General features: G+C 68.7%; 17 protein-coding genes. 4 read left to right on the top strand and 13 right to left on the bottom strand.

Translation table 11 applies throughout. The annotated features are described in order from the left end of the window. Window positions 1–194 precede the first annotated feature (194 nt). The gene (gene erm, locus LTT66_RS28290) at window positions 195–1,007 is read left to right on the top strand and encodes a 23S ribosomal RNA methyltransferase Erm (protein WP_233061600.1); all 813 of its coding nucleotides are present in this window, start codon (window positions 195–197) and stop codon (window positions 1,005–1,007) included. Between the two features lie 67 nt (window positions 1,008–1,074). Further along, complete coding sequence (locus tag LTT66_RS28285; RefSeq protein ID WP_233061598.1) at window positions 1,075–2,238, top strand: lactate 2-monooxygenase; 1,164 nt, start codon at window positions 1,075–1,077, stop codon at window positions 2,236–2,238. Window positions 2,239–2,337: 99 nt separating this feature from the next. Here the strand turns inward: LTT66_RS28285 and thpD are convergent, their stop codons facing one another. The 7 genes from thpD to LTT66_RS28250 form a co-directional block, all read right to left on the bottom strand. After that, a complete protein-coding gene (gene thpD, locus LTT66_RS28280) occupies window positions 2,338–3,243 on the bottom strand; it encodes an ectoine hydroxylase (RefSeq protein WP_233061596.1) in 906 nt (301 codons plus the stop codon). An 8-nt stretch (window positions 3,244–3,251) separates the two neighbouring features. After that, complete coding sequence (locus tag LTT66_RS28275) at window positions 3,252–3,650, bottom strand: ectoine synthase (protein WP_233061594.1); 399 nt, start codon at window positions 3,648–3,650, stop codon at window positions 3,252–3,254. Then, window positions 3,647–4,924 carry a diaminobutyrate--2-oxoglutarate transaminase gene (gene ectB, locus LTT66_RS28270; RefSeq protein WP_233061592.1) on the bottom strand — a complete coding sequence of 426 codons (1,278 nt, stop codon included), beginning with the start codon at window positions 4,922–4,924 and terminating at the stop codon, window positions 3,647–3,649. The genes LTT66_RS28275 and ectB overlap by 4 nt, the downstream gene beginning before the upstream one ends. Then, window positions 4,921–5,379 (bottom strand): diaminobutyrate acetyltransferase, encoded by a 459-nt coding sequence (ectA, locus tag LTT66_RS28265; RefSeq protein WP_228820790.1) that lies wholly within the window; start codon window positions 5,377–5,379, stop codon window positions 4,921–4,923. Before ectA ends, ectB begins: the two co-directional genes overlap by 4 nt. A gap of 226 nt (window positions 5,380–5,605) precedes the next feature. Next, the gene (locus LTT66_RS28260; RefSeq protein WP_233061590.1) at window positions 5,606–6,715 is read right to left on the bottom strand and encodes a sensor histidine kinase; all 1,110 of its coding nucleotides are present in this window, start codon (window positions 6,713–6,715) and stop codon (window positions 5,606–5,608) included. After that, window positions 6,702–7,412 carry a response regulator transcription factor gene (locus LTT66_RS28255; RefSeq protein ID WP_233061588.1) on the bottom strand — a complete coding sequence of 237 codons (711 nt, stop codon included), beginning with the start codon at window positions 7,410–7,412 and terminating at the stop codon, window positions 6,702–6,704. Before LTT66_RS28255 ends, LTT66_RS28260 begins: the two co-directional genes overlap by 14 nt. Before the next feature lie 445 nt (window positions 7,413–7,857). Beyond that, the gene (locus tag LTT66_RS28250; RefSeq protein ID WP_233061586.1) at window positions 7,858–8,202 is read right to left on the bottom strand and encodes a hypothetical protein; all 345 of its coding nucleotides are present in this window, start codon (window positions 8,200–8,202) and stop codon (window positions 7,858–7,860) included. A 208-nt stretch (window positions 8,203–8,410) separates the two neighbouring features. On the opposite strand from LTT66_RS28250, the gene LTT66_RS28245 reads away from it, so the two are divergent. Then, on the top strand, window positions 8,411–8,701 hold the full coding sequence (locus tag LTT66_RS28245; RefSeq protein ID WP_233061584.1) for a hypothetical protein: 291 nt from the start codon (window positions 8,411–8,413) through the stop codon (window positions 8,699–8,701). Window positions 8,702–8,711: 10 nt separating this feature from the next. On the opposite strand, the gene LTT66_RS28240 is transcribed toward LTT66_RS28245, so the two are convergent. The 4 genes from LTT66_RS28240 to LTT66_RS28225 form a co-directional block, all read right to left on the bottom strand. Further along, on the bottom strand, window positions 8,712–9,497 hold the full coding sequence (locus LTT66_RS28240; RefSeq protein WP_195102052.1) for an RNA polymerase sigma factor SigF: 786 nt from the start codon (window positions 9,495–9,497) through the stop codon (window positions 8,712–8,714). Beyond that, window positions 9,487–9,918 (bottom strand): ATP-binding protein, encoded by a 432-nt coding sequence (locus LTT66_RS28235; protein WP_233061582.1) that lies wholly within the window; start codon window positions 9,916–9,918, stop codon window positions 9,487–9,489. The genes LTT66_RS28240 and LTT66_RS28235 overlap by 11 nt, the downstream gene beginning before the upstream one ends. A gap of 163 nt (window positions 9,919–10,081) precedes the next feature. Then, window positions 10,082–10,765, bottom strand: coding sequence for a PAS and ANTAR domain-containing protein (locus tag LTT66_RS28230; protein WP_408638682.1), 684 nt, complete (start codon window positions 10,763–10,765; stop codon window positions 10,082–10,084). Window positions 10,766–10,846: 81 nt separating this feature from the next. Beyond that, entirely contained in the window at window positions 10,847–11,260 is a 414-nt protein-coding gene (locus tag LTT66_RS28225) for an STAS domain-containing protein (protein ID WP_233061580.1), read from the bottom strand. A 382-nt stretch (window positions 11,261–11,642) separates the two neighbouring features. Between LTT66_RS28225 and LTT66_RS28220 the strand changes: the two genes are divergently transcribed. Then, complete coding sequence (locus LTT66_RS28220; RefSeq protein WP_233061578.1) at window positions 11,643–12,854, top strand: glycosyltransferase; 1,212 nt, start codon at window positions 11,643–11,645, stop codon at window positions 12,852–12,854. A 1-nt stretch (window position 12,855) separates the two neighbouring features. Here the strand turns inward: LTT66_RS28220 and LTT66_RS28215 are convergent, their stop codons facing one another. Next, complete coding sequence (locus LTT66_RS28215) at window positions 12,856–13,362, bottom strand: DUF6328 family protein (RefSeq protein ID WP_233061576.1); 507 nt, start codon at window positions 13,360–13,362, stop codon at window positions 12,856–12,858. Further along, window positions 13,349–13,774, bottom strand: a complete 426-nt coding sequence (locus tag LTT66_RS28210) for a ChaB family protein (RefSeq protein WP_233061574.1) — start codon at window positions 13,772–13,774, stop codon at window positions 13,349–13,351. Before LTT66_RS28210 ends, LTT66_RS28215 begins: the two co-directional genes overlap by 14 nt. Between the last annotated feature and the right edge of the window lie 110 nt (window positions 13,775–13,884).

Genomic DNA, 13,884 nt, shown 5'->3' with positions numbered 1-13,884 from the left:
CGCGGTCGGCGCGTACTACATCCGGCTGCGTACGGAGGCCCGGGCTCTGCCGGCGCACCGTAACGCTCCGATCTGCTGATCCATTCGATCGGAATCCACGTCGGCGGTCGATAGGCCGCCGGACTTTTCGTGCCCTGGCATGGGTCCGGGCGAATCAACCTTCCTGATTCGACCACTCCGTTCGGAGGACACCCATGTCCCGTCATCGTTCTGTTCCGCATGCCCGCGGCAACGACGGCCACGCCACGACCACGCGCAAGCGGCTGTCGCAGAATTTCCTCACCGATGCCCGCGCCGCCCGGTTGATCGTGCGCACCTCCGGCGTCACCGGCGACGACCTCGTCCTCGAGATCGGCCCCGGTGACGGCATGCTGACCAGGCAACTGCTCGGCACGGCAGGCCGGGTGCGCGCCTATGAGAAGGACCGGCGCTACGCGACCCTACTGCGCCGCCGATACGCCGATGATCCCCGGATCCGCTTGTACCACCAGGACTTCCGTACCGTGCGTCCGCCACGTGAGCCGTTCGCGGTCGTGGCCAACGTGCCGTTCGCCATCACGACCGACATCGTGCGCTGGTGCCTGGCGGCGCGAGCACTCACCTGCGCCACCCTGCTCACCCAGCTCGAGTTCGCCCGCAAGCACTCCGGCGCCTACGGCCGGTGGACCAAGCTCACCGTCGGCCACTGGCCCACGACGGCGATCGAACTCGGAGCGCGCGTCGGCAGGCACAGCTTCCATCCGGTGCCCCAGGTCGACGCCGCCGTCCTGCGGCTGCGCAACCGGCCCGTCGCGCTGCTGCCGCGCGAGCGGATCGCTGACTACCGCCAGGTGGTCGAGCTGGGTTTCTCCGGCGTCGGGGGCAGCGTCGCGGCGTCGTTGCGTCGAGAGTTCCCGGGCCGAACCGTGCGCAGTGCCTGCGCACTGGCCGGGATACCACTCGAACAGCCGGTCGGGCTGGTCTCCCCGGATCGCTGGTTGACCCTGTATCGCGCGCTGCGCGCCTGACCGGAAGCGAGATCCCTACAAGAACGTATCGGATACATTCATGCATCGAGACGTGGACAGGAGCAGCGTGACCAACTTCGGCGACTACCAGAACGAGATCTATTTCCAGGGGCTCGGGGGTGTGCTGCCCGATCTTCCGATGACGTACGCCGACCTGGAGGCGAAGGCCCGGGCGGCACTGCCGCCGGGCATCTGGTCGTATGTGGCGGGCGGTGCGGGCGACGAACTCACCCAGCGTGCCAATGTGACGGCTTTCGAGAAACTGGGCCTGATCCCCCGCATGCTGTGCGCGAGCAAAACGCGCGACCTTTCGATCGAGCTGTTCGGGATGGCGCTGCCGACACCGATCTTCCTGGCCCCGGTCGGCGTGATCGGACTGTGCGCCCAGGACGGGCACGGCGACATCGCCACCGCGAAGGCCGCCGCGCGCACCGGCGTCCCGATGGTCGCCTCCACTCTCACCGTCGATCCGCTGGAGGACGTGGCGGCGGAGTTCGGGGACACCCCCGGCATGTTCCAGCTCTACACCCCGACCAACCGGGATCTGGCGCAGAGCCTGGTCCGCCGGGCGGAGGCCGCGGGTTTCAAGGCCATCGTGGTCACCCTGGACACCTGGGTGCCCGGCTGGCGACCGCGCGATCTGGCGACGTCCAACTTCCCGCAGCTGCGCGGGCACTGCCTGGCCAACTACTTCAGCGATCCGGTGTTCCGCGCCTTGCTGCCCAGCCCGCCCGAGCAGGACCCGAAAACCGCCATCCTGACCTGGATCTCACTGTTCGGCAATGCGCTGACCTGGGACGACCTGGCCTGGCTGCGGTCGTTGACCGACCTGCCGCTCGTGCTCAAGGGCATCTGTCATCCCGACGACGCGCGGCGGGCCAAGGACGCGGGCGTCGACGGCATCTACTGCTCGAATCACGGCGGCAGGCAGGCCAACGGCGGCATCCCGGCGATCGAGCATCTGCCGGAGGTGGTGGCGGCGGCCGACGGCCTGCCCGTGCTGTTCGACTCCGGCGTCCGCACCGGAGCCGATATCGTCAAAGCGCTGGCCCTCGGCGCGACGGCCGTGGGTATCGGCCGCCCCTATCCGTACGGGCTCGCCCTCGGCGGTGTCGACGGCCTCGTGCACGTGCTGCGTTCGCTGCTGGCCGAGGCCGACCTGCTCATGGCGGTGGACGGGTACCCGACCATCGCCGACCTCACTCCGGAGGCGATCCGGCGCGTCCCGTGACCCGGTACCTATGGTCGGGGCCGCATGCCCTGCGAAACGCCCCGCGCGTGCGGCGCGCCCCACCGTCGGGGCGAGCCGCACGCGCGGGGCGGCTCTGAATCAGGCCGACAGCGGCGTGAAGTCGCGGCTGCCGATGTAGCCCGGTCGCGGCGCGGGCGCGGCGAACGGTTCGACGAGCGTGTTGTGCACGCTGTTGAACACCACGAAGATGTTCGATCGCGGGAACGGCGTGATGTTGTTCGACGACCCGTGCATCAGGTTGGAGTCGAACAGCAGCGCCGAGCCGGCCCGGCCGGTGAACTGGCTGATCCCGTAGCGGTTCGCCAGCGCGGTGATGTCGTCGGTCGTCGGCACGCCGATCTCCTGCTCCTGCAACGACTCCCGATAGTGCTCCGCCGGGGTGCTGCCCAGGCACGGCACGAAGGTGTGGTGCGAGCCCGGCATCACCATGAGACTGCCGTTGATCGGGTAGTTGTCGGTCAGCGCGATCGACAGACTCACCGCACGCGGCGCAGGCATGCCGTCCTCGGCGTGCCAGGTCTCGAAATCGGAGTGCCAGTAGAAGCCGGTGCCGCGGAAGCCGGGCATGTAGTTCACCCGGCTCTGGTGCACGTACACCGGCGATCCCAGCACCTGCTCGGCCAGCTGGAGCACCCGCGGCTGACGCACCAGGTCGGCGATCGCCTCGCTCAGCTTGTGCACTTCGAAGACCGAGCGCACCCGGTTCGACGACTTCTCCACGATGACCCGGTCGTCCTCACGCAGAGCCGGGTCGCTGGCGAGCCTGCTGATCTCGCCGCTGAATTCGGTCACTTCGTCGGGCGTGAGCAGCTGGTCGAGGATGGCGAACCCGTCGGCGTCGAACGAGGCGAGCTCCGGGCTCTCGACCTCCCCCCACACCGCGGGGTCGGCACGCTCCAAGTGCGGAGCGGGCGCGCCGAGACGGGTCGGGTAGCGATCGTAGCGAGCCGTCTCGGGCGGGGTTTCGGTGTGCTGCAGAACCATTGGTGTTCTCAACCTCCGATCGTCGCGGCGACCAGCGGGTAGACGCCGTTACTGTCGTGAACCTCCTGCCCGGTCACCGGCGGGTTGAACACGCACATCATCCGCATCGTGGTGCGCACCTCCAGGCGGTGACGTTCATGTCCGTCGAGCAGATACATCGAGCCGGGCGTGAGCTCGTAGGTGACGCCGTTGTCCAGATCGGTGAGAGTGCCCTCGCCTTCGATGAGCCACACCGCTTCCACGTGGTGCACATAGTGGAACTCGTGCACCGTGCCCGCGTCAATGGTGGTCTCGTGGAAGGAGAAGCCGACGCCGTCGCCACCGAGAACGATGCGCTTGCTGCGCCAGCCCGCGCCCGCCACGTCACGCTCGGTGCCGGTGATCTCCGCGGTCGTGCGCACGATCATGCGATCGCCCCCATTCCGCCGCACACCGACTCGACGGCGCCGGAGAGGATGTGCAGACCCTGGTCGAGCTCCTGCTCGGTGACCGTGAGCGGCGGCAGCAGCTTCACCACCTCGTCGGTGGAACCGGAGGTCTCCACCAGCAGGCCGCGCTCGAAGGCGATCTGGCAGACCTTGCCCGCCTGCGAGGGGTCGTCGAACACGACGCCGTGCACCAAGCCGCGTCCACGGGTCGAGATACCGGGGAAGTATCCGGCCAGCTCACCCAGAGTGCGCGCGATCTTCTCACCCTTGGCCAGGGTCGCGGTCTGCAGTGCGCCGTCGGACCAGTAGTGGCGCAGCGCGGTCGTGGCGGTGACGAATGCCGGGTTGTTGCCGCGGAAGGTGCCGTTGTGCTCGCCCGGCGACCACTCGTCCAGCTCCGGCTTGAACAGCACCAGCGCCATCGGCAGGCCGTAGCCGCCGATCGACTTCGACAGCGTCACGATGTCGGGCGTGATGCCCGCGACCTCGAAGGAGAAGAAGGGTCCGGTGCGCCCGCAGCCCATCTGCACGTCGTCCACGATCAGCAGGATGTCCCGCTCCGCGCACAGACCGGCGAGGTGGCGCAGCCACTCGGCGCGGGCTACGTTGACGCCGCCTTCACCCTGCACGGTCTCCACGATCACCGCGGCGGGGCGGTCGAAGCCCGACGAAGTGTCGTCGAGCACCTTCTCCATCCACTGGAAGTCGGCGGTGGTGCCGTCGAAATAGCCGTCGTAGGGCATGTGCGCGGCGTGCACCAGCGGCACACCCGCGCCCGCGCGCTTGGCCGCGTTTCCGGTCACCGACAGCGCGCCGAGGGTCATGCCGTGGAAGGCATTGGTGAAGCTGACGATCGTTTCCCGGCCGGTGATCTTGCGGGCCAGCTTGAGCGCCGCCTCGACCGCGTTGGCGCCGGTCGGGCCGGGGAACTGGACCTTGTAGTCCAGCCCGCGCGGAAGGAAGACGGTGTCGCGCAACGTCTCCAGCAGTTCCCGCTTGGCCGGGGTGGACATGTCCAGGCCGTGCGTGATGCCGTCGCTCGCGATGTAGTCCAGCAGCGAGCGCTTGAGCACGTCGTTGTTGTGGCCGTAGTTCAGCGCGCCCGCGCCCGCGAAGAAGTCCAGGTAGTCCTTGCCTTCCTCGTCGCGCAGCCAGCTGCCCTTCGCGGTGGTGAACACGGTGGGCCAGGCGCGGCAGTAACCGCGCACGTTCGACTCCAGGCTCTCGAAAACAGTGGTGTCGGCGTTGATCATCGGTGATCCTCCTCGGTGGTGCGGGCGGTCGGGGCGATGCGATACAGGTCTTCGGGTGCGTGGTTGTCGGGGAAGACGCCGGCGTCGAACAAGGGGCGCTTGGTCAGATCCGCGTCCCTCTCCTTCGCCACCGACGTGAACAGCGCGACGGAAGCGGCGTTGTCCGGCGAGATCGTCGTCTCGAGCACCGAAACGCCCTGCGCGGCAACACTGTTGAGCAACGTATGCAGCAGCTCGGCGGCGATGCCGCGGCCACGCTGCGCACGGTCCACCGCGATCTGCCAGACGAAGACGGTGTCGGGGGCCTGCGGGCGGACGAATCCGATCACGTATCCCACGACGCGGCCGTCCGATTCGGCGACCACCGAGGTTCCGGCGAAATCCCGGCACCACATCAGGTAGGCGTAGCTCGAATTGACGTCGAGCACCGCGGAATCCTTGGCGATTCGCCACATCGGAGCGCCGTCGCCCAACCGGGGCGTGCGCAGGACCACGGCCCGTCCGGTGTCTTTCCGGCTCGGGGTGGCTCCCAGGGCGGCCGCGGCGTTGTCGACGCGCGATCGCTCGATCTCCGCTGGGGACAGGGTTGGCAGTGACATACAACTCCTCGTCGGTCAGCAGTACTTATCCAGGCTTACGAAGCGACTTTGAGGTGAACCAGTCGACTTCTTTACGGTCGTATTACGGATGGATGTCGCCGAGCCGGGGCAACCGCACGACGAATCGCGCGCCCCCGCCCGGCCGGTCGGCGCAGTCCACGCGGCCGCCGTGGGTGGCGACCGTCTCGGCGACCAGCGCCAGACCGATGCCCGTGCCATCGGGCGAGCGGCGGCCGCTGCGGGCGGTCGCGAATCGTTCGAAGATCCGGGCGCGGTCCGCGGGCGCCACGCCGGGGCCCGCGTCGTCGACGGTGAGTACGGCGTCGGTGCCGTCGCGGTCGACGGTGACCGCGACCACACCGCCGCCGTGGCGGTCGGCGTTGTGCAGCAGGTTGGCCACCGCACGTTCCAGCTCCACCTTGCGGCCGCGCACGGTCACGTCCTGACGCACCGTGAGCAGCTCGCCGGGGTAGCGCCGGTCGGCCAGGGTGTGCACCAGCAGGTCGCGCACCGACAGCGGCTCGGCGTCGCCGTGGTGCATACCCGCTTCCACCCGGGCCAGCGCGAGCAGATCGTCCAGCAGCTTGCGCAGGTGCTCCACCTCGGCGGTGACCAGGCCGAGCGCCCGCTGCGAACGTTCCGGCAGATCGCCGCGATGCCGGTTGAGCACGTCCACGCTCGCCATCAGCGTGGTCAGCGGGGTGCGCAGCTCATGGCTGACGTCACCGAAGAGCCGGTGTTCGCGCTCTATGCGCCGTTGCAGCGAGTCCACCATGGTGTTGAACGACTCGACGGTGATGGCGAGGTCCTGGTCCGCGGTCGCGGGCAGCCGCAGGCCGAGGTCACCGGAGGCGATCCGGGCGGCGGCGCCCGCGAGCTGGTGCAACGGGGTGAGCACCCGCCTGCTCGCCCACCAGCCGACCGCCGCCCCGATCAGGGTGACCACGGCGGCGCAACCGATCAGCACGTTGCGCAGCAGATCGAGATCGGCGTTGAGATCGGCGGGCGACTCGGTGCCCGCGTTCGCTCGTTGCGCCTCCAGGTAGCCGCGGCTGATCACGAACACCGAGACGACCAGCACCAGCGACATCAGCGCGGCGATCGTCGCGAAAACGGCGGTCACCCGGCCGCGCAGACTCCAGGCGTTCGGACTCCAGCGTTGGGCGTCGAGGCAGCGCTCAGCGCCGCACATCGAGGCGATAGCCGAGCCCGCGCACCGTCACCACGATGCGCGGATCGGACGGATCCCGTTCGATCTTCGTGCGCAACCGGCGCATGTGCACGTCCACGATGCGCTCGTCGCCGAAAAAACCACGGTCCCATACCCGTTCGAGCAATACCGTGCGGCTGAGCACCCGTCCCGGCGATTCGGCCAGCTCACACAGCAAGCGGAATTCGGTGAGCGTGAGCCGGATCTCCTCGCCACCGCGGCGAACGACACCGCTGTCCTGGGCGAGCACCAGCGGCGCCGTTTCATCGGCTTCGAGCACCATTTCCTGCGGCGATTCCCGTTCGGCGGTGGGGCGGGAGCGCCTGCGCACCGCGCGCATACGGGCGGTGATCTCTTTGATCTCGAAGGGCTTGGTGACGAAATCGTCGGCGCCGGCCTCCAGCGCGGCCACTACGTCGTGTGTGTCGTCGCGGGCGCTGACCACGATGATCGGAACATCATGGTCGCGGCGGATCTCGCGAATACACTCGAATCCGTCCATGCCACCGAGCATCAGATCGACGATCATCACGTCGGGAACACCATTACTGCGCAGATGCGTGAGCGCGTCCTCGGCTTCCTCCGCCTCGTCGACGTCGTAACCCTCGTCCTCCATGGCGAGCCGCAACGCACCACGGACCCGGTCGTCGTCTTCCACGATCATCAGGTTTGCGCTCAAGACCTTATCCCTTGCAGACATGCGGAAGCGCGTCACGATGCGGACAACCGCATCCCCATACCGACGCGACCTTCCGCTTTTCGAGCAACCTTGCTCGGCTGGGAGTACCCGTGTCCGCGGCCGGTAAACGTCCGGCAGACCGATGCGGGCCCCTTCGTTCTTCTCTCGACGCTATACGCACGGACGCCTCGGTAGGACACAGGGGGGACCAGCCCCACCCACCATTCCGGCAACAGGCAAACCCGCCGAAGGAGCACTTAGGCGCGAAACTACCTCAGCGACAAAGCTTTTCGATCGCACCGCCGAATACCCCTGCGCGCGCGTCGACCACGGGGCCGATAGCGAAGGTCACCGCGAATTAGTGCTCTGCATCACATACTTCGCATGTTCCGGTCACGAACACGCGGCGGTGACCGGCCTCACGCCCGTTCCAGCGGTCCACCGGCTATCGCGGCGGCTCCAAGCGGTTGAAGTTGCTCGGCGGACGGTCGGAGCTCGGCTCCTGGTACCAGAAACGCAGCTTCCTGTCGTCGAACGTGGCGAACCACTCGTCCCATCCCACCCTGCGCAGAACGGCGCCCCCGTACCCGGGGAAGTCGAAGCGCAGCACCCCGAGCCGTCCGTTGTACTCGCTGCCCGGCACGGTCGCGGGCCGGGCGCCGCGCTGCTCGGCCCAGCGACGGATGACGTCGTGATTCCTGGTGACGGAAATCCCCTCGGCCTGGGTCGGCGCTGCACCACCCGGCCCGAACCGCGGATTCCGGGTGCGTAGTGGGCGCTGGTCGGTCATGACGAGCTCCTCGAGCCATCGGCATCTGTTCTCCGGCTCCTGTCTGACTACCCGTGGGACATGATCCGCAAACTGGTCGGCCGGACCGGGCACCGCACCGGCGCGGCCCGGTTCGTCCGGCGATCGATGGGTAACCGCCCGATGATCGGCCGGACGCGCGGGTTTCGCCGCGGCGCACGGCGATCGCCGACCATGAGGAGGAGTTCGCATGTCCAGCGTCAACGCGGCGCAAGCGGTCCCACCCACACCCGAACCGGACCCGGTGCCGCCGATTCCCGAACCGGACCCGGTACCGCCGATTCCCGAGCCGGACCCTATTCCGGATCCGAATCCCGTTCCGCCGGAACCCGATCCGCATCCGCTGCCGCCGGTCCCCGGCCCCGCGCCGCGACCGCCCGGTCCGTCGCCGACGCCCCCGGTGCCGGACCCGGGCAGCCCGTCGCCGGACCCCGGGCTGCCCGGTCCGTCGCCGGACCCGGCGCCGCCGAATCCGGTGTAGCGACCGACGCTCAGTCCCGCAGCGCTTGCTCGCGCAGCGAGTTCAACGTCCTGGACAGGATGCGCGAGACATGCATCTGGGACACGCCGAGCCGCTCGGCGATCTGGTTCTGGGTCAACGACTCGAAAAATCGCATGATCAGTACTTGACGCTCCCGCTCGGGAAGCTCCCCGAGCAGCGGTTTCACCGCCATGACGTCTTCGACCAAGTGATAGGAGGTCTCCTCGATCCCGAGGCTGTCCAGCAGCGGCTGCGGAGCGCTCTCGACGTCCGCGCCTGCGACCGCGTCGATGGAGGACGACTGGTAGGCGTTGCCCGCGATCAGAGCCTGGGTCACTTCGACCAGATCGACGTCCAGCGCCGCCGCGATCTCCCTGGCTCGCGGCATCCGGCCCAGCCGCTGCGACAGCGTTTCGACGGTGGGGCCGATGCTCAGCTGGATCTCCTTCGTCCGGCGCGGCACCCGCACGGCCCAGGTGTTGTCCCGGAAATGCCGCCTGACCTCCCCCATGATGGTGGGCACCGCGAAGGACAGGAACGACGACCCACGCGCGACGTCGAAGCGGTCGGCCGCCTGCACCAATCCCAGGCGTGCGACCTGCAGCAGGTCGTCGAAGTTCTCGCCGCGCCCGGCGAACTTGCGGGCGATGTGCTCGGCCAGCGGAAGACAGCGTTCGATCAGCTGCTGGCGCATCGGCTCGCGGCGCGGATCGTCCGGGTCCAGAGCGGCGATCTTCTCGAACAGCGGCTCGATGTTGTCGTAGGTGTCCCCGCGCGACCTCGGCTCACCTGCCATTCGGCGCCCCCCGCACCCAGCTGAAGTCGATCACGGTCGGATATCCGCCCAGCACGCTGTCGTAGGAACCCTGAGCCGCGGCGATCGAGTCGGTCAAGGTCCGCACGATGTGCCAGCCGAAGCCGGCTCGGCCGACCACCGAATCGGTCGCCGCCACCGAGGACACGTGCACGAACATCTTGTCCGTGTCGTAGGTGAACTCGCAGTCGATCATCGAACCGGCGGCCGCGTCCACGATGAGCGAGGTCGCCACCTCGTCGAGCGCGAGCCGGATGTCGGTCACCTCGTCCAAGGCGAAGTCGGCGATGAGGGCAACGGTCTCCGCGAGCGCGCGCAGCATGGTCAACTGCTCCAGCCGGGCGGGCACCCGTACCCCGACTGTCGTCGTCTCGGTAGAGGATCGGAAAGTCCACTCCCCCATTGCCCATCACCACCTTGTCCTCGCAGCCAATGCCCTGTGGCCTGGATACCGCTGCGGGTTCTGCTGAGCCACCGGAACACCGCCGACGCCGCGGACGGTGGAGCAGAATGACCGCCCGTTCCTCGTCGAGGACGTACCCGCCGCAGGCGGATCGAAACGCCCGTCAGACGCCGTCGATGCGCTCGTGGGCGGTGAGCAGCAAATGATCGAACTCGGTCCGCAGACCCGGCGTGATGCCCGCGAGGCCCCGCAGATCGGCCACCAGACGCGCGGCCAGGGTGCGCAATTTGACGTTGGTTTCCTGCGATCGCCAGCTCAGCACCCGGAACGCCTGCTCGGGACCGATGCCGTAGACCAGCATGAGCGCCCCCTTCGCCTGTTCGATCACCGCCCTGGCGGCGTAGAGCTCGGGCAGGGCGCCGTCGAGCGTCTCTTGCCGGTGCTCCTCGAGGGTCTCGGTGACGTCGACGTAGTACCCGGAGGTGCCGACCACCGCACCGGACTCGTCGGCCAACCGATCGGCGACCAGGATCACGTGGCGCACGATGCCCGTGGTGTCGATGATGCGATGTCGGCTGGAGAACGGTTCCTCGTCCGCGACCGATCGCGCCAAGGCGCTGGCCACCGCGTCACGATCCTCCGGGTGTTTGTGCCGCAGCAGCAACTCCGTGGTCGGCGTCACGGTCCCCGGTGTGTAGCCGTGCATCGACGCGACCTCATCCGACCATTCCCAGCGCTGATCGGCGAACCAGAATCGGAAACTGCCGACACTCTGCGGTGTTCCCTTGCCGATCACCTGGTCCAGCGCGAGAGCGTCCTCAGGCTGCACCGACCTACTATCACTCACCGCTGAAGTATCCGATGCCGGTGCACCTGATGTGACCGGATCGGGTCGGGTCGCACCGGCAGGCTCCGCGGCGGCGCCCGCTCAGGCGTCGAGGGCGGTCCGCATGGAGGAGTAACTGGAGAACAACGACCGCACGCCGGTCACCTCGAGTGCCCGCTCCACTCCCGACCCGCCCGCGACGATGCGCAGATCCGGACGGCCGACCCCGTCCCTGCGCAGCGCGCCGAGCCGCACGGCAGCGCGCAGGCTCATGAACCTCGCCGCCCGCAGATCGATCACCACGGCATCGCACGGGGACTGCAACGCACGGTCGACCGTCTCGAAGAACTCGGCCGACACGGCGGCGTCCAACTCGCCTTCGACTCGAACCACCACGCATTCGCGGCGGCGGTCCACCCGCTGTGCCCACAACCGGCTGTCCCTACGACGTCCCGGTCCCGAACCATTGAGATGCACGCCCTCCGCGTGCTCCCGTAGCAGAGAAATGGCAGACAAGTCGAACCTCCCGTGTAGGGGGTATCCAGTCCTCGGCGGCGCTTCGGGGCGAGGGGCGGCGCGAACGCGAATCGGTTGCCGTGCCGTCCCATCGACCGGCTGCGCCGAATGCGTCGAACCGGGGTCGGCTGTGATCTCAACCTCCCTACAGTGTGGCACGGCCGACCCGCGATCGACAGCGTTCGGTAGGAGAACGTGACCGCCGCCGGACGCTGCGCCCACCGGTACGAACCGACCGTTCGGCTGGTGATATGGCCGCTGAAGTGGGGTTTCATCGGGCCGCCCCGGGGCATACCCCGAACATCTATCCCGAACGTCACGCGATGCCGGTCGTAGGGCAGCCGCGCGGATTCGCGCGCCCGCGACGAGAACGGAGCACCCGGTGAAGATTGCCATGGTTTCCGAAGACGCCAGCCCGCTCGCCGAAGAAGGTCCCGCCGATGGGCGCGGCCGGGGCCGGTATGTGGCCGAACTGTCCGCGGCGTATGCGCGGCGCGGGCACGAGGTGACGGTCTATACCCGCCGCACCGGTCCGCGCGCACCCACCGAGCTGATCGCCGAGGGCGGCTACCGGGTAGTGCACGTCCAAGCCGGACCGCCGACTCCGCTGCCCATCGATCGGACACTGCCCTATCTCGGCGACTTCGGCACCTTCCTGCGGCGGCACTGGAACGCCGAGCAACCGGACCTCGTGCACGCGCACTACTGGAAGTCCGGGCTCGCGGCCGAGCTGGCGTCACGCGCGCACGGCATCCCGGTGGTGCTCACCTTCCACGGGCTCGGCACCGTGCAGCGACGCTGCGAAGGTCTCGCCGACCCGAGCCCTCGCTCGCGCATCCGGTTCGAGCGGCTCATCGCGACGCGAGCGGCGCACGTCGTGGCGACCTCCTCCGAGGAGGTAGCGGAGCTGGCCAGGATGGGGGTGCCGCGATTCCGCATCTCGATGGTGCCGTGCGGGGTGGATCTCACCACGTTCACCCCGGAGGGCGCCGCCGCCGACCGGCATGCCACCTACCGATTGGTCGCGGCGGGAGAGTTGGTGCGGCGCAGCGGATTCGACCCGGTCATCAAGGCGCTGCCGGACCTCCCGGACACCGAGCTGGTGATCGCGGGCGGTCCCGCCGCCGATGACGAAGACGACGCCGAAGGCCGCAGGCTGCGCCGTATCGCCTCGGATCACGGTGTGCGCGAACGACTTCGGCTGGCCGGATCGGTATCGCGGCCGATGCTGCCGCGGCTGTACCGCTCCGCCGACGTCGTGCTCTGCACACCCTGGTACGAGACATCGGGCCGGGTGGCGCTGGAGGCGATGGCGTGCGGGAAGCCGGTGGTCGCCACCGCGGTCGGCGGTCTGCTGGACACGGTGGTCGACGGCGTCACCGGGCGGTTCGCCTCCCCGCCCGAACCCGACGCGATCGCACGGGCGGTGCGCCCGCTGCTCACCGACTCGACGTTGCGCGAAACATGGGGCGCCGCGGGCTATCAGCGAGCCGCTAGCCGGAATTCGTGGGACCGGGTGGCGACCGAAACGCTCAGCGCCTACCACCGCGGTGCTCCCGCCCGCGCGGGAGAGGTCGTGTCCTGGGCCCGGTGAGTCAGCAGCGGTCGACGTCCTTCTCCGACGCGCGGCGCCAGCGCCACGGCGCGACGAGCCAGGTCGAGACGAACAGCGCAACGGTGACCACGCCGGTCACCACCGCGGCGGCCGCCCCGGTCACGTAGTCCACCACAAGAACCACCGCACCGATCAACGCCAGCCCCAGCAGCGCGACGCCTGCCATCGCACAGCGGTGCGCCGCGGCGACGACGTTGCCCAGGCGATGCCGGCGGAACAGGATCCGATGCCAGGACACCGGCGCGATCAAGAACACCGTCGCCCCGACCACAGCGGCCAGGGTGGCTATGTACAGGGCCCGCATCCCCGGTGACAGTGTGCCGAACGACGCCTGGAACGGCAGGATCAGCAACGCCCCGAACAGGAACTGCACACCGGTCTGCACCACCCGCAGTTCCTGGACCAGACTGCCCCAATTCCGGTCGAGTCGTTCGAGTTCGGTCTCGCCACGCTCGCGGCGCGCCCAGGCGTCGTCATTCTCGGGCACGCGCTGCCTCCTGGCGATTGCGTTTCTCGATCGCCTCGACCAGTTCGTCCTTGGTCATCCGTGAGCGCCCGGAAATCGCCAGCCGCCGGGCGATGCCCAGCAGATGCTCCTTCGAAGCGTTGGCATCCACGCCTTCGGCGGTCTCCCCCCGCGAGTTCGGGCCGCCCTGTTCGGCGCGTTCGTCGGAGGGGCCACGGCTGGGCTTGGGCTCCCAACGGTCGCCGACCCGCTCGTAGCTGTGCTTCAGTGCGGCGTAGGCGACGCGATGGGCGCGTTCCTCGTCGCCGTCGTACTGTTCGAGCGCGGCGTCGTGCGCCTCGGCGAAGGTGCGCTGCGCCTTCTCCTCCGACCGCTCCAAAGTGCTCGGCAACTCGGATTTCTTGACTCCACCGCGTGCTGTCGTCTTGGGCATGAGCCGCTCCTTCCGGTCCCGCAGCCGATGGCCCGAAAGCCCGGTACGGTGCCGCGTGCGAGCCCCCGGTACCCGGTCGCATACCCGGAGAAACGCCGATTAACCCGGCG

This window comes from Nocardia gipuzkoensis (genome assembly GCF_021183645.1).
Classification (GTDB): domain Bacteria; phylum Actinomycetota; class Actinomycetes; order Mycobacteriales; family Mycobacteriaceae; genus Nocardia; species Nocardia abscessus.
Note: the sequence above shows the minus strand (reverse complement) of the source record. Positions and strands in the feature narration are given on the sequence as shown.

What these genes read in the sequence shown, in the direction of transcription:
- erm (WP_233061600.1), top strand. Translation starts at nt 195, where the DNA reads ATGTCCCGTCATCGTTCTGTTCCGCATGCCCGCGGCAACGACGGCCAC.
- thpD (WP_233061596.1), bottom strand. Translation starts at nt 3,243, where the DNA reads ATGGTTCTGCAGCACACCGAAACCCCGCCCGAGACGGCTCGCTACGAT.
- LTT66_RS28275 (WP_233061594.1), bottom strand. Translation starts at nt 3,650, where the DNA reads ATGATCGTGCGCACGACCGCGGAGATCACCGGCACCGAGCGTGACGTG.
- ectB (WP_233061592.1), bottom strand. Translation starts at nt 4,924, where the DNA reads ATGATCAACGCCGACACCACTGTTTTCGAGAGCCTGGAGTCGAACGTG.
- ectA (WP_228820790.1), bottom strand. Translation starts at nt 5,379, where the DNA reads ATGTGGCGAATCGCCAAGGATTCCGCGGTGCTCGACGTCAATTCGAGC.
- LTT66_RS28260 (WP_233061590.1), bottom strand. Translation starts at nt 6,715, where the DNA reads ATGTGCGGCGCTGAGCGCTGCCTCGACGCCCAACGCTGGAGTCCGAAC.
- LTT66_RS28250 (WP_233061586.1), bottom strand. Translation starts at nt 8,202, where the DNA reads ATGACCGACCAGCGCCCACTACGCACCCGGAATCCGCGGTTCGGGCCG.
- LTT66_RS28245 (WP_233061584.1), top strand. Translation starts at nt 8,411, where the DNA reads ATGTCCAGCGTCAACGCGGCGCAAGCGGTCCCACCCACACCCGAACCG.
- LTT66_RS28240 (WP_195102052.1), bottom strand. Translation starts at nt 9,497, where the DNA reads ATGGCAGGTGAGCCGAGGTCGCGCGGGGACACCTACGACAACATCGAG.
- LTT66_RS28235 (WP_233061582.1), bottom strand. Translation starts at nt 9,918, where the DNA reads ATGGGGGAGTGGACTTTCCGATCCTCTACCGAGACGACGACAGTCGGG.
- LTT66_RS28210 (WP_233061574.1), bottom strand. Translation starts at nt 13,774, where the DNA reads ATGCCCAAGACGACAGCACGCGGTGGAGTCAAGAAATCCGAGTTGCCG.